Source organism: Bacteroides mediterraneensis (genome assembly GCF_016900355.1).
Classification (GTDB): domain Bacteria; phylum Bacteroidota; class Bacteroidia; order Bacteroidales; family Bacteroidaceae; genus Phocaeicola.
Genome location: NZ_JACJKA010000010.1, coordinates 79192 through 103159 on the forward strand (window position 1 = coordinate 79192; position 23968 = coordinate 103159).

The 23968-nt window shown below is 48.5% G+C and carries 20 protein-coding genes and 3 pseudogenes; 13 read left to right on the plus strand and 10 right to left on the minus strand.

Features of this window, described 5'->3' with window-relative positions:
- Positions 1–42: 42 nt before the first annotated feature.
- Entirely contained in the window at positions 43–1461 is a 1419-nt protein-coding gene (gene rlmD / locus H6A28_RS07135) for a 23S rRNA (uracil(1939)-C(5))-methyltransferase RlmD (protein ID WP_204477270.1), read from the minus strand.
- A 232-nt stretch (positions 1462–1693) separates the two neighbouring features.
- On the opposite strand from rlmD, the gene ppdK reads away from it, so the two are divergent.
- Both ppdK and H6A28_RS15355 read left to right on the plus strand, forming a co-directional pair.
- Complete coding sequence (ppdK, locus tag H6A28_RS07140) at positions 1694–4420, plus strand: pyruvate, phosphate dikinase (protein ID WP_204479546.1); 2727 nt, start codon at positions 1694–1696, stop codon at positions 4418–4420.
- Between the two features lie 229 nt (positions 4421–4649).
- Positions 4650–5024: pseudogene (locus tag H6A28_RS15355) on the plus strand (Arm DNA-binding domain-containing protein); the annotation flags it as partial.
- Here H6A28_RS15355 and H6A28_RS15155 read toward each other — a convergent pair.
- Positions 5000–5269 carry a DUF2200 family protein gene (locus H6A28_RS15155; protein WP_345944552.1) on the minus strand — a complete coding sequence of 90 codons (270 nt, stop codon included), beginning with the start codon at positions 5267–5269 and terminating at the stop codon, positions 5000–5002. The pseudogene H6A28_RS15355 and the gene H6A28_RS15155 overlap by 25 nt on opposite strands.
- Before the next feature lie 350 nt (positions 5270–5619).
- Entirely contained in the window at positions 5620–6390 is a 771-nt protein-coding gene (locus tag H6A28_RS07155) for a glycerophosphodiester phosphodiesterase family protein (RefSeq protein WP_204477266.1), read from the minus strand.
- Between the two features lie 499 nt (positions 6391–6889).
- On the opposite strand from H6A28_RS07155, the gene H6A28_RS07160 reads away from it, so the two are divergent.
- The 3 genes from H6A28_RS07160 to H6A28_RS07170 all read left to right on the plus strand — a co-directional run bounded on the left by H6A28_RS07160 (position 6890) and on the right by H6A28_RS07170 (position 9047).
- On the plus strand, positions 6890–7876 hold the full coding sequence (locus H6A28_RS07160) for a DUF3592 domain-containing protein (RefSeq protein WP_204479548.1): 987 nt from the start codon (positions 6890–6892) through the stop codon (positions 7874–7876).
- A 38-nt stretch (positions 7877–7914) separates the two neighbouring features.
- On the plus strand, positions 7915–8628 hold the full coding sequence (locus tag H6A28_RS07165; RefSeq protein WP_177608005.1) for a DUF3592 domain-containing protein: 714 nt from the start codon (positions 7915–7917) through the stop codon (positions 8626–8628).
- 71 nt (positions 8629–8699) lie between these two features.
- On the plus strand, positions 8700–9047 hold the full coding sequence (locus tag H6A28_RS07170; RefSeq protein ID WP_345944515.1) for a hypothetical protein: 348 nt from the start codon (positions 8700–8702) through the stop codon (positions 9045–9047).
- Between the two features lies 1 nt (position 9048).
- Here the strand turns inward: H6A28_RS07170 and H6A28_RS15160 are convergent.
- A pseudogene (locus H6A28_RS15160) lies at positions 9049–9390 on the minus strand (glucosaminidase domain-containing protein); the annotation flags it as partial.
- A gap of 66 nt (positions 9391–9456) precedes the next feature.
- Here H6A28_RS15160 and H6A28_RS15165 point away from each other — a divergent pair.
- Positions 9457–9834, plus strand: coding sequence for a hypothetical protein (locus H6A28_RS15165; RefSeq protein ID WP_239465294.1), 378 nt, complete (start codon positions 9457–9459; stop codon positions 9832–9834).
- Between the two features lie 448 nt (positions 9835–10282).
- Here the strand turns inward: H6A28_RS15165 and H6A28_RS07180 are convergent, their stop codons facing one another.
- Positions 10283–11371, minus strand: a complete 1089-nt coding sequence (locus tag H6A28_RS07180) for a PD-(D/E)XK nuclease family protein (RefSeq protein WP_204479550.1) — start codon at positions 11369–11371, stop codon at positions 10283–10285.
- Positions 11368–12315, minus strand: coding sequence for a PGN_0703 family putative restriction endonuclease (locus H6A28_RS07185; protein ID WP_204479552.1), 948 nt, complete (start codon positions 12313–12315; stop codon positions 11368–11370). Before H6A28_RS07185 ends, H6A28_RS07180 begins: the two co-directional genes overlap by 4 nt.
- A 172-nt stretch (positions 12316–12487) precedes the next feature.
- Here H6A28_RS07185 and H6A28_RS07190 point away from each other — a divergent pair, with 172 nt between their 5' ends.
- Positions 12488–13066 (plus strand): hypothetical protein, encoded by a 579-nt coding sequence (locus H6A28_RS07190; protein ID WP_239465295.1) that lies wholly within the window; start codon positions 12488–12490, stop codon positions 13064–13066.
- Positions 13067–13289: 223 nt separating this feature from the next.
- Here the strand turns inward: H6A28_RS07190 and H6A28_RS07195 are convergent, their stop codons facing one another.
- Positions 13290–14099 carry an ADP-ribosylglycohydrolase family protein gene (locus H6A28_RS07195; RefSeq protein ID WP_204479554.1) on the minus strand — a complete coding sequence of 270 codons (810 nt, stop codon included), beginning with the start codon at positions 14097–14099 and terminating at the stop codon, positions 13290–13292.
- An 18-nt stretch (positions 14100–14117) separates the two neighbouring features.
- Positions 14118–14609, minus strand: a complete 492-nt coding sequence (locus tag H6A28_RS07200) for an exonuclease domain-containing protein (protein ID WP_204475971.1) — start codon at positions 14607–14609, stop codon at positions 14118–14120.
- Positions 14610–14910: 301 nt separating this feature from the next.
- On the opposite strand from H6A28_RS07200, the gene H6A28_RS07205 reads away from it, so the two are divergent.
- From H6A28_RS07205 to H6A28_RS07225, 5 genes are all read left to right on the plus strand, one after another.
- Complete coding sequence (locus H6A28_RS07205) at positions 14911–15465, plus strand: RNA polymerase sigma-70 factor (RefSeq protein ID WP_204479555.1); 555 nt, start codon at positions 14911–14913, stop codon at positions 15463–15465.
- 73 nt (positions 15466–15538) lie between these two features.
- Positions 15539–16480 (plus strand): FecR family protein, encoded by a 942-nt coding sequence (locus H6A28_RS07210; RefSeq protein WP_239465296.1) that lies wholly within the window; start codon positions 15539–15541, stop codon positions 16478–16480.
- A gap of 4 nt (positions 16481–16484) precedes the next feature.
- Entirely contained in the window at positions 16485–18971 is a 2487-nt protein-coding gene (locus tag H6A28_RS07215) for a TonB-dependent receptor plug domain-containing protein (protein ID WP_204479557.1), read from the plus strand.
- Positions 18972–18986: 15 nt separating this feature from the next.
- Positions 18987–19949 (plus strand): DUF4249 domain-containing protein, encoded by a 963-nt coding sequence (locus tag H6A28_RS07220; RefSeq protein ID WP_204475968.1) that lies wholly within the window; start codon positions 18987–18989, stop codon positions 19947–19949.
- A gap of 40 nt (positions 19950–19989) precedes the next feature.
- Positions 19990–20409, plus strand: a complete 420-nt coding sequence (locus H6A28_RS07225) for a DUF4925 domain-containing protein (protein ID WP_204475967.1) — start codon at positions 19990–19992, stop codon at positions 20407–20409.
- 29 nt (positions 20410–20438) lie between these two features.
- Here the strand turns inward: H6A28_RS07225 and H6A28_RS07230 are convergent, their stop codons facing one another.
- Complete coding sequence (locus H6A28_RS07230) at positions 20439–21995, minus strand: ATP-binding protein (protein WP_204479559.1); 1557 nt, start codon at positions 21993–21995, stop codon at positions 20439–20441.
- A gap of 176 nt (positions 21996–22171) precedes the next feature.
- On the opposite strand from H6A28_RS07230, the gene H6A28_RS07235 reads away from it, so the two are divergent.
- Positions 22172–23410 (plus strand): DUF4377 domain-containing protein, encoded by a 1239-nt coding sequence (locus H6A28_RS07235; RefSeq protein WP_204479561.1) that lies wholly within the window; start codon positions 22172–22174, stop codon positions 23408–23410.
- Between the two features lie 454 nt (positions 23411–23864).
- Here the strand turns inward: H6A28_RS07235 and H6A28_RS15170 are convergent.
- Positions 23865–23968: pseudogene (locus H6A28_RS15170) on the minus strand (IS982 family transposase); the annotation flags it as partial.

Below are 23968 nucleotides of genomic sequence, written 5' to 3' on the forward strand. Positions count from 1 at the left end.
CGTAATCTTGGGTTAGTTATCAGTTGGGTAAATGCGGTGCGCTTAACGGCGGTCCAGGCGTACCACATTCTCCACGTGGTGCGTGTGAGGGAACATGTCGACCGGCTGTACGGCGGTCACCTTGTACTTGCCGTCGAGCAGCTGGAGGTCGCGTGCCTGTGTGGCCGGGTTGCAGCTCACGTAGACGATGCGTTTCGGTTCGGCTGCCAGAATCACGTCGATCACGTCGTTGTGCATGCCTGCGCGGGGAGGGTCGGTGATGATGACATCCGGACGTCCGTGTTCCGCGATGAAGTCGTTGGTGAGGATGTCCTTCATGTCGCCCGCATAGAACAGCGTGTTGTCGATGCCGTTCAGGGCCGAGTTCACCTTGGCATCCTCGATGGCCTCGGGCACATATTCGATGCCCACCACCTTGCGTGCCTGCCGTGCCACGAAGTTGGCGATGGTACCCGTACCCGTGTAGAGGTCATACACCAGCTCGTTACCCGTGAGTTCGGCAAACTCGCGCGCCACCTTATATAAATTATAAGCCTGTTCGGAATTGGTCTGGTAGAACGATTTCGGTCCCACCTTGAAGCGCAGTCCCTCCATCTCCTCAAAGATGTGGTCGTTGCCCTTGAACACCTCCACGTCGAGGTCGCCGATGGTATCGTTGCACTTGTTGTTGATGACGTACATCAGCGAAGTAATCTGCGGGAACTGGTCGGCCATGAACTGGAGGATTTCCTCCATCTTGCGGCGGTCGTCGTCGTTCGTCACCTTGCACTGCAACACCACCATCAGTTCGCCCGTAGACGAGGTACGGATCATGATGTTACGCAGCAAGCCTTCCTGCGAGCGCAGGTCGAAGAACGGGAAACTGTGCGCGTAGGCATAGTCGCGCACGGCGTTGCGAATCTGGTTGGAGATGTCGTCCTGCAACCAGCACTTGTCGATGGCCAGTACCTTGTCGAACGCTCCCGGAATGTGGAATCCCACCGCGTTCATCTGGTCGTACTTCACGTCCTGTTTCACCTCCTCTTCGGTGAGCCAGCGCTTGTTGGAGAACGTAAACTCCAGCTTGTTGCGGTAGAAGCGTGTCTTTTCCGAGCCTAAGATGGGACGGAATTCCGGCAGTTCCACCTTCCCGATGCGGGTGAGGTTGTCGAACACCTGTTTCTGTTTGTACTTGAGTTGTTCCTCGTAGGAGAGACACTGCCATTTGCATCCTCCGCACACACCGAAGTGACTGCAAAACGGCTCCACGCGCAGGGGAGACTTTTCGTAGAACTTTACGGCCACCGCTTCGGCGTAATGGTTCTTCTTGCGCTTCACCTGTAAATCGACTACATCGCCCGGCACTACATACGGGACAAACACTACCAGTTCATTCACTTTAGCCACGGCCTTGCCTTCTGCGGCTACATCTGTTATCGTTACTTTCTCCAGTAAAGGGAGTTCTTTCTTCTTTCTTGCCACGTTTTTTTTATAAAACCAATTTGGGAGCAAATTTAGACATTTTTCCTGACATTCTGCTATGTTTTGGAAAGAAGTTGATTTTGCAAAGTCTATGTGGCAAAATATGTCGAAGAATATATTTCTAAAATTTGGAATCTAATAAAATATGTATAGATTTGCGTCCGTTGACCGATGAAAAACACGTTGAGTTAACCGACGAAAAACATTAAAATAACCTTATCAATAAGAAAACATGGAAAAGAAAAGAGTCTACACCTTCGGGAACGGACATGCCGAAGGAAAAGCCGACATGAGAAACTTGCTGGGTGGAAAGGGGGCAAACCTGGCCGAAATGAATCTGATTGGAGTACCCGTACCTCCGGGCTTTACCATCACCACGGAGGTCTGCAACGAATATTTTGAGAAAGGAAAAGACGATGTGGTTGCCTTGCTGAAAGACGATGTGGAGAAATCCATCAAGGGCGTGGAGAGCCTGATGAAGTCGAAGTTCGGCGATGTGGAAAACCCGCTGCTCGTTTCCGTTCGTTCGGGTGCCAGAGCATCCATGCCGGGAATGATGGACACCATCCTGAACTTAGGACTGAACGACGAGGTAGTGGAGGGACTGGCCCGCAAGACCGGTAACCCGCGCTTCGCCTGGGATTCTTACCGCCGCTTTGTGCAGATGTACGGCGACGTGGTGCTGGGCATGAAACCTGTGAACAAGGAAGACATCGACCCGTTTGAAGCCATCATCGAGGAGGTGAAGAAGGCCAAGGGTGTGCGTCTGGACAACGAGCTCGACGTGGACGACCTGAAGACACTGGTGGTCCGCTTCAAGGAGGCTGTGAAGAAACAGACCGGACAGGAATTCCCGTCATGCGCCTACGAACAGCTGTGGGGCGCCATCTGTGCCGTATTCGATTCGTGGATGAACGAGCGCGCCATCCTCTACCGCAAGATGGAAGGCATTCCGGCAGAGTGGGGAACAGCCGTGAACGTGCAGGCCATGGTCTTCGGTAACATGGGCGAAACATCGGCTACGGGTGTCTGCTTCTCCCGCGATGCTGCCACCGGGGAAGATTTGTTCAACGGCGAATACCTGATCAACGCCCAAGGGGAAGACGTGGTAGCCGGTATCCGCACGCCGCAACAGATTACGAAAATCGGTTCCCAGCGCTGGGCCGAACTGCAGGGCATCTCGGAAGAAGAACGTGTGGCCAAGTATCCTTCCATGGAGGAAGCCATGCCCGCTATTTATAAGGAACTCGACGAGCTACAGACCAAGCTGGAAAACCATTACCGCGACATGCAGGACATGGAATTTACCGTGCAGGAAGGCAAACTTTGGTTCCTCCAGACCCGTAACGGAAAGCGAACGGGTGCCGCCATGGTCCGCATCGCCATGGAAATGCTGCACCAGGGTATGATTGACGAAAAGACCGCCCTGCTGCGCTGCGAGCCCAACAAGCTCGACGAACTGCTGCATCCGGTGTTCGACAAGGAAGCGCTGGGACGTGCTCGCGTGCTGACCCGTGGTCTGCCGGCCTCTCCAGGAGCTGCCTGCGGACACATCGTCTTCTTCGCCGAAGATGCCGCCGAATGGCATGACGGCGGTCACCGCGTGGTGCTGGTACGTATTGAAACTTCCCCGGAAGACCTGGCCGGTATGCAGGCTGCCGAAGGTATCCTGACCGCCCGCGGAGGTATGACCTCGCATGCAGCTGTTGTAGCCCGCGGTATGGGTAAGTGCTGCGTATCCGGTGCCGGAGCCATCAACGTGAACTACAAGACCCGCACGGTAGAAATCGACGGGGTAGTGCTGAAGGAAGGCGACTACATCTCCATCAACGGAACCAACGGCGAGGTGTATGCCGGAGAAATCCCGACCCAGCCGGCCAAACTGTCGGGCCACTTTGCCGAACTGATGGAACTCTGCGACAAGTATGCCCGCCTGAAAGTGCGTACTAATGCCGACACGCCGCGCAACGCACAGGATGCCCGCGGTTTCGGGGCCGTAGGTATCGGACTCTGCCGTACGGAACATATGTTCTTCGATGACGAAAAGATTATCGCCATGCGCGAAATGATTCTGGCCGAGGATGTGGAAGGTCGCAAGAAAGCCCTCGACAAGCTGTTGCCGTATCAGAAAGCCGACTTCAAGGAAATTTTCAAGACCATGGACGGACTGCCGGTCAACGTGCGTCTGCTCGACCCGCCGTTGCATGAGTTCGTGCCGCACGACCTGAAGGGACAGGAAGAAATGGCCGAGGCCATGGGCGTGACAGTGGAATACATCCGCCAGCGTGTGGACAACCTCTGCGAGCACAACCCGATGCTGGGTCACCGCGGTTGCCGTTTGGGAAATACTTATCCGGAAATCACCGAGATGCAGACCCGCGCCATCTTAGGTGCCGCCTGTGAGCTGAAGAAGGAAGGCTACGACCCGCATCCGGAAATCATGGTGCCGCTCATCGGTATCCTGTATGAGTTTGAGGCACAGGAAAAGGTAATCCGTGCTACGGCTGCCCAGCTGTTCAAGGAAGAAGGCGTGGAAATCCCGTTCAAGGTGGGTACCATGATCGAAGTGCCGCGTGCCGCCCTGACTGCCGACCGCATCGCTTCGCACGCCGAATATTTCTCTTTCGGTACGAACGACCTGACCCAGATGACCTTCGGCTATTCACGCGACGACATCGCTTCCTTCTTGCCGGTGTACCTGGAGAAGAAGATCCTGAAGGTCGACCCGTTCCAGGTGCTCGACCAGAACGGAGTGGGACAGCTCATCGAGATGGCCGTAGCCAAAGGCCGTTCGGTACGTCCCGACCTGAAATGCGGTATCTGCGGCGAGCATGGCGGTGAACCGACTTCCGTGAAGTTCTGCCACAAGGTAGGTTTGGATTACGTGAGCTGCTCACCGTTCCGCGTGCCTATCGCCAGACTGGCTGCGGCGCAGGCAGCGATAGAGGATACTCTCTAAGACTGGAAGCCCTCAGGCAGAATAGCAATTAAGATTTGTATCAGGCTGTAATCTACCGATTTACGCGGTAATTACAGCCTGAGTTGCGTTAAGACAGTTCGTGCAGTTGACATCAAAAAATGAGCCAAATGAGCGTATTTGTTTTACTCTATGTTTACCCCAAAAATCATCATGTTTACCCCTGTTTACCCCAAAGAATTTCTTGTATTTATCTAAAAAGGAAATAGGTATGACAACATTTAAAGCAACGGTAAAAAAGCCGAGAAGCGATGGCTTTTACACAGTTTACATCAGGATTACGCACCAGCGCAAATCCAGTTATATTAAAACAAATAAAATTGTAGACGCTGCTCATATTACGAAAGGTGGTGATCTCACTGACCCTGTTGTAAATGAGTATTGCGCTATGCTCATCAGGCAATATACGGACCGCTTGAACCGCGTGAATGCGACTTGTTGGGAAATAAAGGAAGTAATAGAGTTCTTGTTGAAAGACGATGAAGAAGCGTGCTTCAGCGATTACGCGCGAAAGTTCATAGACAGGATGGAAGCGGATGGACACGAACGCAATGCAAAGAATTACAGACTTGCGGTAAACCATTTAGAACGCTTCATGGGGACAACCCGACTTCTGTTTAGCAACTTGTCATCTTCTGCAATAAATCTTTGGATAGAGAGTCTGTCAAAAACAAACCGAGCCAAAGAAATGTACCCTACTGGCGTGTACCCTGTGAGCCATTGCACAATCTGCCGCACCTCGCTTTCCGACCGTCCCTTCCGTTCGGCCTTGGCAACCAGCAAGGGATAGACCTTGGCCAACGGCATCTGATATACTTTGTTCGTTTCCATGACACATTTATATGATGGCTGTTCACGTTCGTTTATATTGGGACAAAGTTGCTGTTCTTTTGCTAATCAGGCAATTTCCAGCTCGTTTCTTGTCATATTCTACAAAATTTTAGGAAAAGGCGTCGGAAATCATAGGTTTATGCACTTGTAAGTAAGTCGCAAGAATGAAATGATATTATCTTTTGAGGAGTTAAGGAGTTAAGAAGTTAAGCCAATACCTCTGTGTATACGGTTCTTATTGACTTACTATCGGCTTAACTCCTAACGGAGCGCAGCGGAGTGATAACTCCTTAACTTCTTAACTCCTTAACTTCTTAACTTCTTAACTCCTCCATATCATCCTCTACTTATTACTTATTACTTATCTGTTGTAGCAAAACGGGTTCATTGGTAGTGATAAAGTCCACGCCGTGGTCGATGAGCCATTGCATGTCTTCGGCCTTGTTGACAGTCCAGGCGTTGACCTTCAGGCCAAGGCGATGGCATTGTTCTATCCATTCGGGGTGTTGGCGGAAGACCTTGAAGTGATAGTCGGCTCCGGCACATCCCCAGTCCTTGAGGGTTTGCGGGTCGGCATCACCCTCCAGGTAGTAGACGGGTGTGCCTTGCGGGGCGAGGCGTATGAACTCGCGGGTGGCGTGGCGCGAGAAGGAGATGTACTCTGTGCGTTCGTCCAGTCCCAGTTCGTGTACCATCCGGATGATGCCCTGGACGGCACGGGTCTCCTGTTCGGGCGTGCGATGGGACTTCAGTTCGAGGATGAGTCGGGTGTGGAGTGTGCGGGCACGCTCCAGGTACTGGCGCAGGGTGGGCAGGGTTTCGCCATTGTCCAGGCGGACAGCGGTGCAGACAGCCAAGGAGGCATCCTGGATGGTGACGCCCCGGAAGGTGTCGTCGTGGTTCACCACTAGTTGGTTGTCACTGGTGAGCCAGACATCAAACTCCGAGCCGTAGCAGCGGATAGAGTCGGCCTTCACCAAGGCGGCGAGGGAGTTCTGTGCCGAGCCGGGCGTCTTCCAGAAGCCACGGTGGGCAATGACCTGTGTTTGTTGTTGGGCCTGTGCGGTGCCGAAGGCAGCCAGTAACAGGGCGGATGTCAGTAGGATTTCTTTCAGTTTCATAATTGTCCGGTTAAGTTATGGATTGCGGGTGCAAAGATACGATTTATGGGGGGAGGTCTGTATGAGAGGCTGTTAAATTCCTGTTAAATCTGCTGGGGCAACTACTTGGCTATAAGTAAGTCGTAAGAATGAAATGATATTATCTTTTGAGGAGTTAAGTAAATGTTGAAAATTAATTTATATGATGTGTGCCTGTCATGTTGAGCGGAGCGAAGCGAAGTCGAAACATCTCCAGAAAGACACGATTCCCTTGGGCAGTGCATGTAGTGAGATTCTTCGACTACGCTTCAACCCCCTCTTTGCTCCCCCGTTTGTCGGGGGAGAACAACGCTCAGAATGACAGATACGTCGATAGTATAAACTAAATAGGAATGATTACTTAATTATCTATATTCCGCCATAATTTGGTTTATGCTATTCGCCATATTTCACAATGCTGTAACCGTGATGAAACATCAGGATGCTATTTTTGTCATCAAATCCATTAAACATTCGTATCATGAAAGAAAAGGACCTGCGCAAAGAAGTCTATAAAGAAAGCAAGAAGAGCCAACGAAAGGAAACGGTTATTGTCTTTGCAGTAATAGCCGGGGCAGGTGCTCTTTTCTGGTGCGCATTGATTCCGATTAATTTTTGGTTTGGTTGTGGATTAGGCCTTTTCTTAATCGCAGTGGCTTGCTTCTTTGCCCATGCTACCTGGAAGAGGCATCAGACGGAGCTTCACGCGGTTGCGCAAGGTATCTTGACGGAAGCCGAAGTGGTGGAACTGAAGGATGAAAAGGACTCTGACGGCAAGCTGACGACAATGGCCGTCTATGAATTTGCCTTGCCCGGAGGCTCGAAGCAGCGCTTCAAGGAATCCGTTTCTTCCTCGATGGCAGGGATTTTGGGGCTGATACGGGTGGGCGTCAAGCTTCCCCTGTTTGTTGACCGGAATAATCCGGACATTTTCTATAAGATGAAACACCGCCTTACGGAACAATCCGTTCCGGATATGGACGATGCCGTCATCAGCCAATACCTCGGAAAGTATGGGAATAGCTTGGACAGGCTACGGCCTGAGGAGGTTGTCCGGGGATACAAGATGTTCGGGCGGATATGGAGGACATTCTTAGGGCTCGTCATCGCCGGTGCGTTGGCAGGCATCGGTTTCGTGGTGTACAATAACTGGCGGAATATGCGCCATGACGACATCGGGCTTCCTCCCGGCGTGTTTATTTCCCTCATAGGCACTACGGAGGTCTACCAGTATTTCCCCGAAACCAATGAGTGGAGCTACTATGCAGATGATTTTGGTGTAGCGCGGACAGCCCGTTGGCGTTATGACAGCAAATGCCGCAAGCCGCTCCAACTGGGCTACACCGGTGCCTCTTTTACATCCCAAGGGGCGAGCGACTGGCCGGAACTGCTCATTCCCGAAAGTTACCGTGATCGGTTGGACGAGTTTGCCGCAGACAAGACGGACAACAGTTTGACTCCTCCATGATTTATCATTTGTCCTATTCACTAAAAAACATATTCATTATGTATCCCGACAGAGAGAAGGCATTGGCCAAAGGCAGACGGAAAGGCAAAACCTTTATCCGCGTATTCTGCGGCATATTTATTTCGGTAGGTATTATCCTGCTCATCGTCGGCATCGCCGTTGGTGTCAGCGGCCACACATTCCGGCAAAAGGCTGAACCGACGGATGCCGTTATCTTGGCCATGCGCGGAGCGAGCAGCGAATCGTTGGGTACTCCTGTCGTGGAATATACCGTAGACGGAAAATCCTATACGGCCATGCTCAACATGGCATCCTCGTCCATGTATCCGGGCAAGCGGATAACCATATATTATCAGAAAAACAATCCGCGGGAAGTGCGCTATCTGGATGATAACGGTTGGCTGATTCTCATCTTCGCGTTTATAGGAACCGTGTTTACCGGAATAGGGACGGCCTTCTGGCTGGTGAAACGCAGCCATGAGCGGAAAGCCCGTCAGCTGTTGGCAACGGGGGAAGTGGTGGAAGCGGAAATTACAGGCATCGGTGAAGATACAAGCAGTTCGATGAACGGACATCATCCTATCATGGTCAGTTGCCGCTACACCGCACCGGATGGACGGGTGTACTTCTTCCGCAGCGGTTCCTTCTGGTATGAAAGCTACGAGATAGCCCCGAAGAAGAAGGTGCGCGTGTATGTGGACCGCAACAATCCGGCAAATTATTATGTAGATGTGGACAGTGCCGTAGGATAAAGAGTCATCCCTTTATGCAAAGAATTATGTGGCTATTGAAATCATTTATCGTTTGGATATGCTTCATCCCTGTGGCAATACTCAATGGCGGATTGCGTGAATATGTACTGGTCAAGTTTATTGGAGAAGAAACGGCATTACCCGTGAGCGGGATATTGCTAAGCGTATTCATCTTTCTGGTAACATGGCTGATGCTTCCCCGTTTGGTAAAAGGCTGTGGCATGAAAGGCTGTCTGGCAATAGGTGTTTGCTGGGCGTTATTGACCGCAGCCTTCGAGTCTGCCGCCGGAATTACCGGAGGCAGTACCATTACGGAAATTCTTGCCGCCTACAATCCATCGACGGGCAATCTGTGGGTGCTTGTATTGGCGACGACATTACTGTCACCTGTGCTGCTGAAAATGTTCAGACAGATTTAATTTAGAGGTATTGCTCCAATATACGGCTTAGCGAACGGACATACCTTGGGTCTTCCGCATAGCCGATGTTCTTCAGCCAAAGGAGATAGTCACCGCCCTTGAACTTGTACTGTACCTTGGTATAATAGGCCCGGACACTTTCCGTCCAATGGCCGAACTCAAAGTATTTCCCTGTCCGTGGGTTGGTCAGGCCGAACAGATTGTGCTTGTTCCTGCATACCGGGGAGGTGAACCATCCGGTTTCAAGGATGGCCTGTGCCAATACGATTTTCGGATATTGTATTCTGTTTTGTATAATTTCCGCATAAAGATTGGGAATGGTCAGTTCGGGAAGCTCTGATTTTAGGGATGTCCTTTTGTTACCTTTTTGGCCTTTTCCCTTATTCTTTTCCTTTATCGGGGTATTTATGTGCAAGGTGTCGTTTCTGACACTTTGCGCATCATTGTTGATTGTATCATTCTCTTTTCCAAAGGATTTCAAAAAATAAAAGAAGGAGGAATTATTGACATTGAATCTACCTATCCTTTTTTTAGAACAACTGTCCTGCAGTTAATGGGAACAGGAAACCAACCTACTAAAACTTCTGTTAATGTATCATTAGCAAATATAGCCAAGGCAATAGGAATTTTGGCACCTATTGGGTTTGCAGCCGGTCCTATTGGTTTAGGTATTTTATTAGGAGCTGCTGGTTTTGCAGGTGCTTCATTGCTGTCTTTACCCAAAATAGGCAAATCTATTTATCCATTGATAAGTTTGACAGAAATGATGTTAAAGAAGAAAAAGTAAATCCGTATTTATCATATTATCTGTGAATTAGAAAATACTATTCATGACCTTACATGTCAGAATAACAAACAAGTGTCTGAACTTCTTTTAGTCAAACAAGCAAATAGTGCCTTAAAATCTGACTTGGATATTATAAATCTGAATTTTTCTGATTTAAAGTAAAATACTTCTTCTAAATTAACTGTAAAAATCGCAATGGTCTTAGTCTTATCGCTTTTATATTATCTTTTGTAGGATTAATATAATATAACTGAATTCTAAAACTTTAGCAAGTAGATTCCTCTTGCCTTATTGTTAATATTAAACTATGTCAGCAAAGAGTAAAACTTTGCTAACACAGTTTTATTTACATCTTTAACTATTAGGTTCATAGTGATAGGCACTAATGTTGTATATAAAGGTTTGATACCTGTAGTTTACCGAATCTTACAATGCTTTAGTGCTGGTACTATTTTATTCTGTCCGTCAAATCTTTCATATAGAAATAGTATTCAGCCAGTTTATTTGCAATGAAGTCATGGTCATTCCCTTTTATTACTGGTAAGTGTAGATAAACTCGGCCTTGAGTCTTATCAATAAAACTATCAGGAAATTTCTTTTTCAATACCTCTTCGTATGGATAAAAGCATTCTTCTCTCCATACTGTGATATAAATGTGGAAGTCTCCAAGCGGATTATCAAGAGTTTCGTCTCGATAACTGCTTTCTATGCCGATGCGGTTACTGTGGTCGTTAAAGGAGATTCCCAAATCCCAACCTTCATGTTTCCACCATTCGGCATTTGTTTTCTGGTTTACAATCATTTGGATTTGTGCAATGTTTTCTCTTTGCCTGTTGAGTATGGATTCTTTAAAAGCGTTGTACTCGTTGATTAACTCTTCTATTTGCAGTTTATTATTAAAAAAGAACCGGTTCATTTCCATGTGCGTGTTATAATATTTGTTTTCTATTGTTCTTATGAAATCCATGAGGAAGAATAAATAGGATTGGTTGCAGTTAAGAATATAATTCCCTAAATTCTTTTTGATGACAGTAAACAATTGTTGATAGTTGACATAATGGTAACCATAAGAATGCATTCTTTTTAGCTCTGATACGTCTGTTACATTTTTAACCGATAGAACGATGAAAAATTTATGTGGTTTGTCTTTATATTTCGTATTTATATGCTGCACGTAACTTTCAAGTGGATTGTAAAGTCTTGCCCCAATCTTATTCTCTATTGCCATGACAAAACTATCGGTTTCGACAATAATGTCAATCCGTTTGTTATCCGTAGTAACCTCTTCTGTGGTTACTGTGGCGCTTTTTATGCTGTAATAGTCTGTACACTGCATCAATTCCAGCAGCGAATCTATGAACAATCCTTTTAATCCATGAGCTGCACATGGATTAAAATAGAATTTTAAGATTTGACTACATCTTTCCTCCAATCTGTCACCTCCCATCTGACAGATTTCCATAAAGGTTGGATCTGTATTTTTCTTCGGTAATATAGAAAAATCATTTAATAGTCTATTGGCAATTTCTTCTGTCATAATTTTATCTGGCTTAAATTTACCTTCTCAAATGCTAAGTATCTTTCTTTAAACTTCTCATAAACCTGGGCATAATCTCTCGGAAGGAATCGAATCATTGTATCCACAAAGTCCTCCAAGGTTATTGCGCTCAGCTTATAGGGGTATTCTGGTTTTAGATAGCGGGTCACTGACCTTATTTCTTCTTCTGTAGACGGATGCTCTTTGGGCGATAGCACCACTGAATAAGAATCTTTCAGCCCTTCCACTATTCGGTAACGTTCAGTCAGCAAAAGATTTCGGTAGATTTGTGTAAGTTTTATTTCTCCCTTTTTAAGCAGCCTTTGGAATTCTTCATTGAATAGATGGGTGTCGATGAGCAATTGTTTTTGTTCCATGCAATTGCGTGCCTCATTTACTCCGAGTACATCTGTGTATTTTGTCTCGATGGCGATTATAGACTTGCCACCTTTGGTATCCTGGAACTTGATGTAGGCATCCATGGCCGACTTGTCCTTTGTGTATTTTTCAATCGGAGTCGGTATAAATTCCAGCCCAATTTCCGTGACTTCGCATATCGGGATGTTCTTGAAAACCGACTGTAGGGCGAGTGTTACTTTTTTCGGTTGCTGTTTCAGAAGTAACATGATGGGGTGGAACAGGTTGAATGCCATCGGCATGCTTGAAAGCAGATTGTTGAATAGTCGGAACTCATCAATAGTCTCGTGCTTTTTTTTGTTTCGTACTCTTTCTTTGGCATATTCGAAGGTTTCTTTCATTAGGAAGTTCTTTCCAGACACTTCACCACCACTGATCATGTTTCCATACTTTTGCTTGGAAGTTCTTGTCGGTCCGATTCCTTCCTCTTCGTCTAATTCCACCCGATACATTGATTGAAGCAGTCTCGCTTTTTTAGTAAAAGCATTGTCGCTTTTACACTGGTTGCCGTACATCGTTGTTGCCATTGGTCTATAATTCTGTTTTATAAGGTTTATGTGATTCTACAATTTGCGGGATAAGCTATGCCAAATTTAGTCATACCCATGGAATCTCCGCTATATTTTCCTGCAAAATCCTGTTCGTAAACTGCGAAATGTGTCGCATAACACTTATCTTTGGCGGAAAATTCAGAAAAACATGATTGATACAGAATATTTGAAGCATTTTGAAGAGAGACTGCAGCAGAACGTGCTGCACTTGTGTACAACCGATGGGGTGCTCGACGGTACGTTCCTGTCCACCGAAGACTTGGACAAACGCTGGCACGACCTGGCACCGGAATACATGGCCGATGCCGTGGAGCAGATTCGCGACTATCCTACGGTGTCGGTGGCTTGGGCGGCTTACCTGGGACTGGGTGTGGCCTGCCACTGGGACGAGGACTGGGAAGCTTGCATGAAGGCCACGTACAAGTCGTACTACGGGTCGCAGGGCTTTGACGACATGGACGAGCACATCGTGCACGACCTGTTAGGTTTGCCGCTCGACGGGGTGGAAGCCAAGCACTTGGAGAATATCATTCGCCGGTGTGCGGAGTATGCGGTCGATGCCATCCGTCACGAGCAGATTGAACCGCAGAGTCCGCGGGCCTTTCACGTGTTTGCCCGTGCCTGCCGGGTGATGTTCCGCATGGGGGCAGCCATCGAACTGAAACGCCTGGGCTACAAGTTCCAGAAAGTACAGTTCAGCCACTTCCCGGGAGGTATCCCTTGTTGAGATTCTGATTTGGCAAATAGCGGGTAATCAGCAGAGTTTATAGTTACTAAGAAACGCCCTTACGTTTTGTCTTAAACGCCTTTACGTTTTCTTTCAAACGCACTTGTGTTTTGGGTAAAACGTAAGGGCGTTTTGTTTCGAATGCACTTGCGTTTTTGAGAAGTTTAAAAGGAGTTTGGAAGGCATGAACTTGTTGCTTATGAAGCAGGATTGGGGAGAGGGGCTAAGGCTTGGCGGAGGAGTGGAGGTTAGGACCGAATTTCTCTTCAAACTCCGTGACAAGCCGCTGGAAATGTGGCGGTAAATAACGCATCGTTTGGGCGTGCAGGGCAGGGGGAATGCCGTAGAACGCTTCGGCGATGCTGCTCGTGATGCAGGCCAGCGTATCGCTGTCGCCGCCCAGTGAAACGGCGTTGCGGAGGCAGTCTTCCAAATCCGTTCCGTCCAGAAAAGCACGGATGGCCTGGGGTACGGTACCCTGACAGGTAGCGTCCCACCCGTACGAATCACGGATACCGTCGCAAGTGAAATTCAGGTTGTAGCCGAATTTTGCTTCGACGGTATTTTTTATTTCCTCCTTACTCTTTCCGTTTCGGGCCAGGAAGATGCAGAGGGCCGTGGCCTGCGCTCCCTTGATGCCTTCGGGATGGTTGTGCGTGCAAGCAGCGGAGAGACGGGCCGCTTCCAGGGTCTCTTCCTCCGTGCGGAATGCCCATCCTACGGGTCCTACGCGCATGGCCGAGCCGTTGCCGCAGCTGCCGTAGGGAACGAGCTTTCCCGTCTGCTGTCCTTGCCGGAGCCATTCGCGGAAACGTCCGCCGAAACCGCCCAGCGGACACGGGTAGCGGGTGGCGTAACGGAAATAATACGTTGCACAGTCCCCGCCGTGCAGCAGCCAGTCGGCTGTGGCGAGAGTCAGGATGCTGTCGTCGGTATATCCCTTTTGCGGGGTGAGGAGTGGGAACTGTTTGGTCTTGATGTTATGGAACTCGTAGACGCTGCCTACGATGTCGCCGAGGATGCTTCCAATCATGAGGTAAAAAATATAAGGTTACAAAATTTCTCTGGCAATCCACGCGCAGGCTTCGGCATCGGCCAGGGCATGGTGATGTTGTTTCAGGTCGTATCCGCAGAGGGCGGCCACGGTGTGCAGCTGGTGGTTCTCCGCCCACGGGAATGCGCGACGGGAGGGACCCAGCGTGTCATAGAAATCATAGTCGGGATAGTCCATCTGGTAGACCCGGAAGACGGCTTTCAGGCAGCTCTCGTCGAATGCTTTGTTGTGGGCCACGAGGGGGAGTCCCTCAATCAGCGGAGCCACTTGTGCCCATACCTGACTGAACACGGGTGCCTCGTCGGTATCCTCGCGGGTGAGTCCGTGCACCTGTGTGCAGAAACGGCTGTAGTAGTTGGGCTCCGGTTGGATGAGCGAGTAGAACGTGTCGGTGATTTCTCCGTGGCGCACCACCACCACGCCCACACTGCATACCGAGCTGCGGGCCCCGTTGGCGGTCTCAAAATCGATGGCGGCAAAGTTTTCCATGGTCTTTTTCGTTGGTTTGGATACAAAGGTACACAGAATTTGGCGATACCTTTCCGTCCGGGAGCTGATTTTTGTGCGTCTGCCGATGAATGTTTCTCGGGTCCGGACCGATTGTATCTTGCTCTTCGGGAGTCAGGGCCTTGGGATAAATCCGAAAATCATATTTAGTGAGAAATACCTGTCTGGTTCGTCATTTACTGGCATCAAATACACCTACATAGGCAGGCATTGTATCCGAGGTTGGTGATTTTATTGTAACTTTGCGGAGAATTTGATTTTCTAAAATGTGCGACAGGTTCCAATGGATAATTTAATTTTTCAGATACAGCAGGATAACGAATATGCCTTCAAGCAACTCTATCAGAATTATTATTCGAGAGTGGTGACTTTTATCACGGGCATTATCAAGAGGCGGGAGACAGCCCAAGATTTGGCACAGGATGTATTTGCCAATCTCTGGCTTAACCGGAAGACGCTGGATGTTTCACGAAATCTGCAGAACTATCTTTTTGTCGCTTCGCGTCATGCAGCCATTAATTATTTGAAAAAAGAATTGTCTGTCATATCGGAGCCGATAGAAGACATGCACACGGATATAGGTTCCGACATGACGGTAGAAGATACGCTTTTCGCCAAGGAAATTCGTCTGCTCATAGAAATGGTCGTTTCGGAAATGCCTGCACAGCGGCAGCGCATTTATCGGATGAGCCGGGAGCAGGGGGTGAGCAATGAAGAAATAGCCGGCACGTTGGGAATCAGCAAAAGAAGTGTGGAGAACCAGATCAGTCTGGCTTTGAAGGAAATCAGACAGGCCGTTACTGCCTACGTGATTTTTCTGTTCTGCATGTTATCATAAGTTAAAAAAACTGTCCGTGGAAGTGAGTATGGACGGAAATGTTTGTACTTGATGGTAGAAAACAGAAAAACTTATGAATTACATTCATGAAATTATCAGACGATATGTCAATCGCCGATACCCTCAGAAGCTGGAGAGAAAAATCCAGCGCTGGCTCTGTGAGGATGAAAATGCGGAAGCGAAGGAGGAAGCATTGCTCCGTTACTGGAATGGAGCGGAGACCGTGTCCGACAGTCGGGAGATGAAAGACGGATGGAAACGGATTTCCGGTCGGCTGGGTTTCAGAAGCAGAAGCCGCCACTGGTACAGGTACGGCTATGCCGCTTCTTTCCTGATTTGCGTGCTGGCCGTTTCTTTCTGGCTATGGAACTCCACAGAAACTTCTCTTATACAAACGGTGACAACCGGAAAAGGAGAGTCGAAAACCGTTACTTTACCCGACGGTTCCCTGGTCCGTTTGAATCCTTCTTCAGAAATTGCCTTTCAGCAAGCTTTTGAGGATACTGTCCGTCGGGTTAGGCTGAAAGGGGAAGCCTGGTTCAATGTAGTCCATCATGCAGACAAGCCCTTTATCGTGAACGCTCCAAATCTGACCACAAGGGTGCTGGGCACCCGGTTTTGTGTGGATGATTATCCGGAGGACGGACAGGCTGCCGTGTATCTGCAAACGGGGGCGGTTGAAATAAACCCGGCAGAAAGTTTCCACTCACACGTATTGCATCCCGGTGAATATTTGGTATATGACAAGACCACACACCAGCTACACATTTCTGCGCGAAAGCCGCCTTACCTGTATTTCCGGAATGCGAGTCTGGAGGAAATCAGACACTCGCTGGAGCGGAAGTTCAATATTCCGATAAAACTGGAAGGTGTTTCGAAAGAAAAGTACACCCTCGAATTTGATTCGACGGCCACCGTCAGGGAAGTGCTGGAAACCCTTTGCGTACTGGATGAACACCTTACTTGGAGAACCAGCCATGACCATACAATCATTCTTAGTATAAAACACGAATAACACGATGAAGACCAAACTGTTTATATTGTCCTGCCTGTTGGCTTTTATGGTTGGAAGCACCCTGTATGCCCAACATTCGGCTCAGACTGTCTTCTCCATCGAGGGGACGTATGATGCCTCCGGATTTCTGGAACTGGTCAGGGAAAAGACCGGTTGCCGGATTGCCTATAAGGAGTCTGATCTGAAAGATAGTCGGAAAGTCTGTTTACACTATCAGAAGGAGCCTCTGGATGTCATTCTGAAGGATGCCTCAGAAAAATATGGACTTCTGTTTGTGAAGCATGGAAACCAGCTGATTGTCAGGAAACGAACGCAATCACCTTCTGTCTCAAAGGAACAGTCGGCCCCGGTTGCGAAAGATACCGTGCGTAGTTTCTACATGCAGGAAGTGGTGAAGACTGCCCCTCGCATCGACAGGCTCCGGAACCCGCAAATGGGAATGACGGTGATGGATGACAACGCCATCCGAAGCGTACCGACGCTTTTGGGAGAACCGGACGTCATCAAGGCACTTCAACTGCAGCCCGGAGTGTCTGCCGGTACGGAAGGGTTTGCCGGTATGTTCGTCCGGGGAGGGGAAAATGATGAGAACCTGTTTCTTATCGACGGATGTCCCATTTATCAGACCAATCACCTGGGCGGATTGTTTTCTCCCTTTAATGCCGATGCGGTCAGTCACCTGACGTTCTATAAGAGTGCTTTCCCGGCACGTTACGGGGGAAGGCTCTCCAGTGTGACGGATCTTTCGATGAAAAGCGGAGATTATAAAAGCTGGCATGGAAACTTTACGGTGGGACTGACATCGGCCAATGTCAGTTTCTCCGGTCCGTTGGTGAAAGACCGGACTTCCCTGTTTGTCGCACTCAGGCGTTCCTGGCTGGAACTGGTTTCCGTACCGGCACTGGCCATCATCAACGCCTCGAAAAAGAAATCCGGCGAGAAAGTCATAGCCGGTTACAATTTCACGGATTTCAACCTGAAACTTGACCATCGGTTGGGGCGTTTCGGAACACTTTCCTTGCTGGGATATTATGGGCATGACCGTCTCAAGATGGGGGAACATCGCTTTTCGGGTGATGGGGAAGATACGGAGCCTTATCTCCATAAGAATGAAAACCGGTTGGGGTGGGGGAATATGCTGACTGCCCTGAAGTGGCACCTCCCTATCAATACCCTTTTCGTATATGACATGAAGGCTTCTTATACACGCTATCAGTCTGATTTCAGGAAAACGGTAGAAACGGTATCGGGTCGGGAGAGTGAGAACGGCTATGAAAATAGCTGGTCGCGAACCGAGAACCGAAATGCCATTCACGACCTCTGTGTAGATGCCTCCTTGGCGTTTATTCCGTCCGACCGGGTCATTATCCGCTTGGGAACGCAATATACACACCATCGTTATGCACCGGAAGAGGAGGTACGGGAATCTACCTCTCTTCCATCGGGAAACGGGAACAGAGAAAGTCGGGTAATTGCCAATGAGTGGAACGCTTATCTGGAGGGTGACCTTGAAGTTTGCCGCTGGTTGCGGTTCAATGCCGGACTGCACGGTTCTTTCTTCCGGGTGGAAGGAAAGCAATATCAGGTCTTCGAGCCCCGTGTCTCGGCTGATTTCCGGCTGAGTCCGATGGTCAGCCTGAAAGCCGGATATGCCCGTATGAGCCAGTTCGTGCAACAGGTAAGCGACAATTACATTTCTTTGCCTACCGACTACTGGCTGCCCATTACCCGGAACTTCTCGCCGCTGACTTCCGACCAGGTTTCGGCTGGTATCTATGTGTCGCCCGGTAAAAAGTACACTTTCTCCGTTGAGGGGTATTATAAGAAGATGGACCACCTGCTGGAGTACCGGGATGATTACAAGGATTTACAGGTCACCTCCTGGGAAGACAGACTGACCAGCGGAAGCGGCAGGGCTTACGGAGTCGATTTTCAGGCAGAAGCCGATATGGGAAAACTGCACGGTTTCATCGGTTACGGGCTGATGTGGAGCGACCGGCTCTTTGCTGACCTGAATGGGGGAAAGCGCTTTCCGTCGAAATATGATAACCGCCATAAGGTAACCTTGTCGGCTACCTGGAAGTGCTCCGAACGGGTGGAACTGAATGCCGGATGGGTATTCATGACCGGGAACAGGGTTACGCTGTCACTCGAGAACTATCCTTATCCGGACGGTTATCCTACGGATATTGTCCCCACTTATCCGCATAAGGAGGAGGAGATGCCCGATTACTATGCAGGGAAAAACAATGTACGTCTTCCGGCCTATCACCGGCTGGATGTGGGCATCAATATCTATCGTCCGTTAAGACGCGGACGGACCGGAATATGGAACGTTTCGCTCTATAACGCCTATTCCCGCATGAACCCCATCATGATAGAGAAGAACAACCAGAAACAGAGTATGGAAGGTACACCGCTGGCTCCCCGATTCCGGCAGTTTGCCTTGTTTCCCGTCATTCCCTCTGTCTCTTATACTTATAAATTCTAACGGACACATCGCTATATGAATATACATTTTCATCACAGTATTTGGGTGCTACTGACCGGCTTCTCGTTGACGGCCTGTTACAAGGACATCGACCTGGAGAAGTATCGTCCTGAACCGACACTTGTACTTAACAGCATACTTTCGCCCGATACGGTTGTCCGGGTACAGGTAGCCCGTACGGTATTCTTTACCGACCATCGGGAAGCGGACACCAATGTGGCGGATGCGGAAGTCAGAATGTGCGTGAACGGCAGGTTTACGGAAACCTTGCGCTACGATGAAATAAACCGAATGTATCTGTCGGATTATCATCCTGTGCCCGGTGAGCTCATCAGTCTGGAAGCGGAGAGTCCCCTCGGGCATGTGTCCGGACAGGGAATCATCCCCGAAGCGGTACCCATAGAAGGTGTCAGACTGACGGCCCGTACTTTTGATGACCCGGACCAGATGTACTGGGCTCCCGGCGGGGTTACTTACGGGAAATCGTACGAGGCAACCTATTATATTACTTTTACCGACCCTTCGGCGGAACGTAATTTTTACTTCATCCGGGTAGAAAGCGGTGATGGAATAGCCGCCGAAACGATTGATTACTCGTACGACGACGTCTTTCTGGCACAGCAGGAGTCTATTGACGGAATCACAACGGATACCGGTATTTATGGGAATGAAGGTCGTACGTTTACGGATGATTTGTTCAACGGGAACCGCTATACGCTGAAAATCGTAGAAAAGGCTCCTTTATACACGAATGATTCACGCCCTCGTAAAATTATCCTTTATTCGCTGTCGGAAGATTATTATCATTATCTGACCGGTATTTTCAATACGGATGAGGAATCTGTCAAGGGCAGTCTGACAGACCTTGGACTGACAGAACCTTCTCCTCATTATTCCAACATCACAGGCGGAACCGGTATTGTAGGTGGCGTGCAAAGCCGGTCGGTTCGGGTAGACTTGAAATCTGTCCTCAAATAGAAAACTCTTTTTAAAAACTTTGTAAATAGATAAAAACATCATGAGATTTAAATTAGTAGCGGCCTTATTGGCCTTGGGAATGGCAACCGTGACTTTCACCTCTTGTGGCGACGATACGCCGGACAAAGGGTTTGAACTGACAAGTTATCTGGATGGAAATTATACGCCTACCGACGATGCCTGTCACTTGTCGGCAATCCTTAATGGGGAGAAAGTGTCCGAAAAGGCTTCAGTCACCTTTCATACCAGAGATTTGCAGACCGGAAGCATGGTACTTAATAATCTCTTTGAAGGATATGCATCCGTCAAAATCGAAGAATTTACGTTGGTTCAGGAAACGGAAGGAGAATCTGTACGCCTAACGTTTGCAGGGACTCATCAAGTAGATGAAACGCTCCGGTTCAGCTATTCCGGTTATGTGGTTTATGGAAAACTATACATCGAGTTCAACATGGAATAGTTATTTCAGAAGGTCTATCGCATTTTACTTTATTTTCCTGCTTCTACCTTCACTTCCTGAATGTTCCGCAGCTCGTCACTGAAGTTGACACCAATTCGGTAGACCGTGCGGCTGTCCTTGGCAAAAGGAGCAGCATAGCCTTTCTCCTGAATCTGGGCCAGCGCCTCGTCCGCACTGCCGTTCAGCTTGAATTCCATGACGTACACGTAGTCCTGCGTCTGGAGCACCAGGTCAATCCGTCCGCGGCTCGTGTGGTATTCCACCTGCACGTAGAAGCCCATCAGCTTGAAGATGATGTACAGGATGTTCTGGTAGTGTACCTCGCGGTCGCGGGCCAGCTCGTAAGGGATGTCGGCAAACATCGTCTTCAGGCGGTCGAAGAAATCGTCCACCTTGCCCGCCATCACTTCCTCTACGAAGCACTGAATCTGGTAGGGCGACTTGCTCACGCTCACCGACGCATAGTTGGGCAGCAGGAACTTGAAGAAGCCCTGCTCCACTTCGCGGTTGGGGAAGCCCAGGGTGTAGTTCTCGAACATCTTGTTGTAACCCTTGATGGTGAGGTAGCCGCTCTGGTAGATGACCGGAATCGGGTCGGTAGAAGCCGTGTCAATGCTGTCCAATACCGGCTGGCTGGTGACGATGTGTTCCAGGTCCTCTATCGGATAATGATGAAGCTTGAGCAGTTCGACGAGGTAGGTGGGCGTGCCCGTCTCAAACCAGTAGCTGCCGAACTTTTTCTTCGCAAAGGTATTCAGCAGGCTGAAAGGATTGTACATGCCCACAGCATTTTCCGTGAAGTGGTAGCCGTCGTAATTGGCTTTTAATTCTGCGCACGCTTGCTCGTAACTCATCCCCGTAGCCGTGGCCAGTGCGTGAATATCTTCTTCAAAATATGCATGGATTTCCTTCTCGCTGATGCCGCAGATTTCCACATAGCGGTCGTCCATGGAAATGTCCATCAGGTTGTTCAAATCGCTGAACACGCTGACCTTGCCGAACTTGGTCACTCCTGTCAGCAGGGCGAAGCGGATGCAGCCGTCCATGGACTTCAACGCCCCGTAGAACGCCTTCAGGGTGCTGCGGTATTCGTTCTGCAAGGCTTCATTGCCGATGGCCTGCAGCATGGGCTTGTCGTATTCATCGATGAGAATTACCACCCGGTGGCCTGTCTGCTCGCATGCGCGGCGGATGAGGCCTTGAAAACGGAGGGAAAGACTCGTTTCGCTCTCCCGCGCGCCATATCGGCTTTCCCAAGTACATAAATTGTCGTTCAGGATGCTGGTCAGCGACTCCGGCGAATCGTATTTCTGCGTATTCAAATCCAGGTGCAGCACCGGATATACCGTCCAGTCCTTTTCCAGTTTTTCAAGCGCCAGTCCCTTGAAAAGTTCCTTCTTTCCCTGCGCGTAGGCTTCGAGGGTGGACAACAGCAGGCTCTTGCCGAAACGTCGCGGACGGCTCAGAAAATAGTAACTTCCTGTGTTAAACAACTCGTAAATCAAGGCAGTTTTATCGACATATTCGTAACCGCCCAAAATCACTTTTTCAAAGTTCTGCACTCCTACCGGATATAGCTTGCTCATAACAACTGGATTTTGATTCTACTGCGAATGTAGTGATTTCTATTTTCTCTTTCAAATAACTTTTACGGGATTTCAATTTTTTCATGCGAGGGGATAGGGGTATTTTGACCTTTCCGCGTTTTTATAAAATGATGAAAGTTCCAAAACGTGACTAGACATAACTAAAAATAACAAGTATGAAAGGAAAAAACTTATTTGGAATCTTTGTGCTGTTCCTATGTACACTCAGCCTTATCGGCTGCCACGAAAAAGACGACTTTAAAGATCAGGTGGAAACCATCTGCATGTATGTGTCTGCCGAAACAAGTACCTATGTTCCTTGGGGGAGCGACCAACCGATTGAATGTATGCTTGTCAAAGAAGAAGGGAGACCGGAATATTCGCACCTCTCCTTTAAAGGAATCACCGGATTTACGTACGAGCAGGGACATGAATATGTTTTGAAAGTAGAAAAACGGACCTCGGTCGCCCCGCTGGCTGACGGTACCCGTGTCAGATACAAGTTGCTTGAGATTATGCAGGACACTTCCATCGCTCCGTCGTCTCCGCAATGGACTTTCCTCATTGATGACCGCAAGGAATCCGATATAGATCCCAGTACTTCCTATTTGGGCATACAAATATGGCCAGCTTTTGCCCATCGTCCAGACATTTATGTAGGAGCAGTCTATCCGAAAAGCGCGTTTGCCACTTCCTTCGACAGGGAGGTTACAGACGAAAAGAGACCTATAGACCTGACATTCAGTTTTTCCAATCCCTATTATCTCACCACCATGGAGAAGGTCAGACATTTTGAGTACTTGAAAAAAATTAAGGAAGCGATAAACTCGGAGGAATATGCAAGTTATATGACTCCCGGCCGTCCTTATACCGCACAGCTGGCCGAAGTGAAAAGTCTGGAAAGCCTGAGTGGCTGCTTCATGAAAAACCAGACATTTAGCCGCACACTGGAAGATATCTGCCGACAGAAGTTCGACATGAAAAAGGTAAAAAGCCTGACAGTCGGCAAGGTTGTTTTCAAAGGTTTCACGGTATCGATGGATATGCCGGCCGACGGACTGTTCGTGAATGTACCGTCCAATCTGGACGACTTGGTGTGTGTATGTGGACTGACTTACGGGACGAGCGCTTATTTTGTAATAGCCAGCGAGTCTCCTTATGAGGATGTGTTATCGGCCTTTAAAGGTGCATTCGTGCGTGAATACAGCCAGCCCCACGGTACCTTACACACAGCCCAAATCGTTTTGCTGACGGTCTCGGAGGTGGACCAGAATGCCATAGTCAATGATTCGTTTGAAGCTTTGGCAGATTATCTAAGGAGTCCTTTCCGAGATGGAAAAACCTACGGGTATCCCATCTTTTGCAGAGGACAGTATGTAAAAGACAACAGTTTGTTTGTCAAAAGAAAAGAATAATGCCCGGCAGGCATAAAAAATCTATAGGTGGATTTTATGAGCTATATCTTATTTTGTATTTTTAGGCTTCAGCATAAAAGTCAGCACTCAACAGTGTTTTAATGATGAAAAGATGGAACCATTCAAGCTACGAACCTGGAGTAAATAGGATATACCGGCATTGTAGCGATGCGAATATACATGTATAGGATAATTGCTTGTTATGCTATATTTTGTTTCCCCATCTTCACTTGCTTATCGGCACATAGTGGGGGTGCAGAATCAGGAAGAAACCTTGTTTCATCTTCCGGTTGAGGAAATGCACTATCCTGTTTCGGCGAAGTTCGGCAGAAATCTTTATCCCTTGATACGTTGAGGATAGAAATTAATTTCTTAATTTTGAGAGGTCAGTTGCTGACTTTTATATTTTGATTTGCATACTTTTGACCTTAAAATAACGTGAGTTCGATATAATTCAAAACATAGTAAGTTGCCCGTCTTTGACAAAACACAGGTCAATGGCGGGCTTCTTTTCAAAGAAACAGTATGCTGCTATGGCAGATAGAGAATTGGCAATGA

Excerpts from the sequence above, each read along its gene's own strand:
- ppdK (WP_204479546.1), top strand. The coding sequence starts at position 1,694 with ATGGAAAAGAAAAGAGTCTACACCTTCGGGAACGGACATGCCGAAGGA.
- H6A28_RS15155 (WP_345944552.1), bottom strand. The coding sequence starts at position 5,269 with ATGGAAACGAACAAAGTATATCAGATGCCGTTGGCCAAGGTCTATCCC.
- H6A28_RS07155 (WP_204477266.1), bottom strand. The coding sequence starts at position 6,390 with ATGAAACTGAAAGAAATCCTACTGACATCCGCCCTGTTACTGGCTGCC.
- H6A28_RS07160 (WP_204479548.1), top strand. The coding sequence starts at position 6,890 with ATGAAAGAAAAGGACCTGCGCAAAGAAGTCTATAAAGAAAGCAAGAAG.
- H6A28_RS07165 (WP_177608005.1), top strand. The coding sequence starts at position 7,915 with ATGTATCCCGACAGAGAGAAGGCATTGGCCAAAGGCAGACGGAAAGGC.
- H6A28_RS07180 (WP_204479550.1), bottom strand. The coding sequence starts at position 11,371 with ATGACAGAAGAAATTGCCAATAGACTATTAAATGATTTTTCTATATTA.
- H6A28_RS07185 (WP_204479552.1), bottom strand. The coding sequence starts at position 12,315 with ATGGCAACAACGATGTACGGCAACCAGTGTAAAAGCGACAATGCTTTT.
- H6A28_RS07190 (WP_239465295.1), top strand. The coding sequence starts at position 12,488 with ATGATTGATACAGAATATTTGAAGCATTTTGAAGAGAGACTGCAGCAG.
- H6A28_RS07195 (WP_204479554.1), bottom strand. The coding sequence starts at position 14,099 with ATGATTGGAAGCATCCTCGGCGACATCGTAGGCAGCGTCTACGAGTTC.
- H6A28_RS07200 (WP_204475971.1), bottom strand. The coding sequence starts at position 14,609 with ATGGAAAACTTTGCCGCCATCGATTTTGAGACCGCCAACGGGGCCCGC.
- H6A28_RS07205 (WP_204479555.1), top strand. The coding sequence starts at position 14,911 with ATGGATAATTTAATTTTTCAGATACAGCAGGATAACGAATATGCCTTC.
- H6A28_RS07210 (WP_239465296.1), top strand. The coding sequence starts at position 15,539 with ATGAATTACATTCATGAAATTATCAGACGATATGTCAATCGCCGATAC.
- H6A28_RS07215 (WP_204479557.1), top strand. The coding sequence starts at position 16,485 with ATGAAGACCAAACTGTTTATATTGTCCTGCCTGTTGGCTTTTATGGTT.
- H6A28_RS07220 (WP_204475968.1), top strand. The coding sequence starts at position 18,987 with ATGAATATACATTTTCATCACAGTATTTGGGTGCTACTGACCGGCTTC.
- H6A28_RS07225 (WP_204475967.1), top strand. The coding sequence starts at position 19,990 with ATGAGATTTAAATTAGTAGCGGCCTTATTGGCCTTGGGAATGGCAACC.
- H6A28_RS07230 (WP_204479559.1), bottom strand. The coding sequence starts at position 21,995 with ATGAGCAAGCTATATCCGGTAGGAGTGCAGAACTTTGAAAAAGTGATT.
- H6A28_RS07235 (WP_204479561.1), top strand. The coding sequence starts at position 22,172 with ATGAAAGGAAAAAACTTATTTGGAATCTTTGTGCTGTTCCTATGTACA.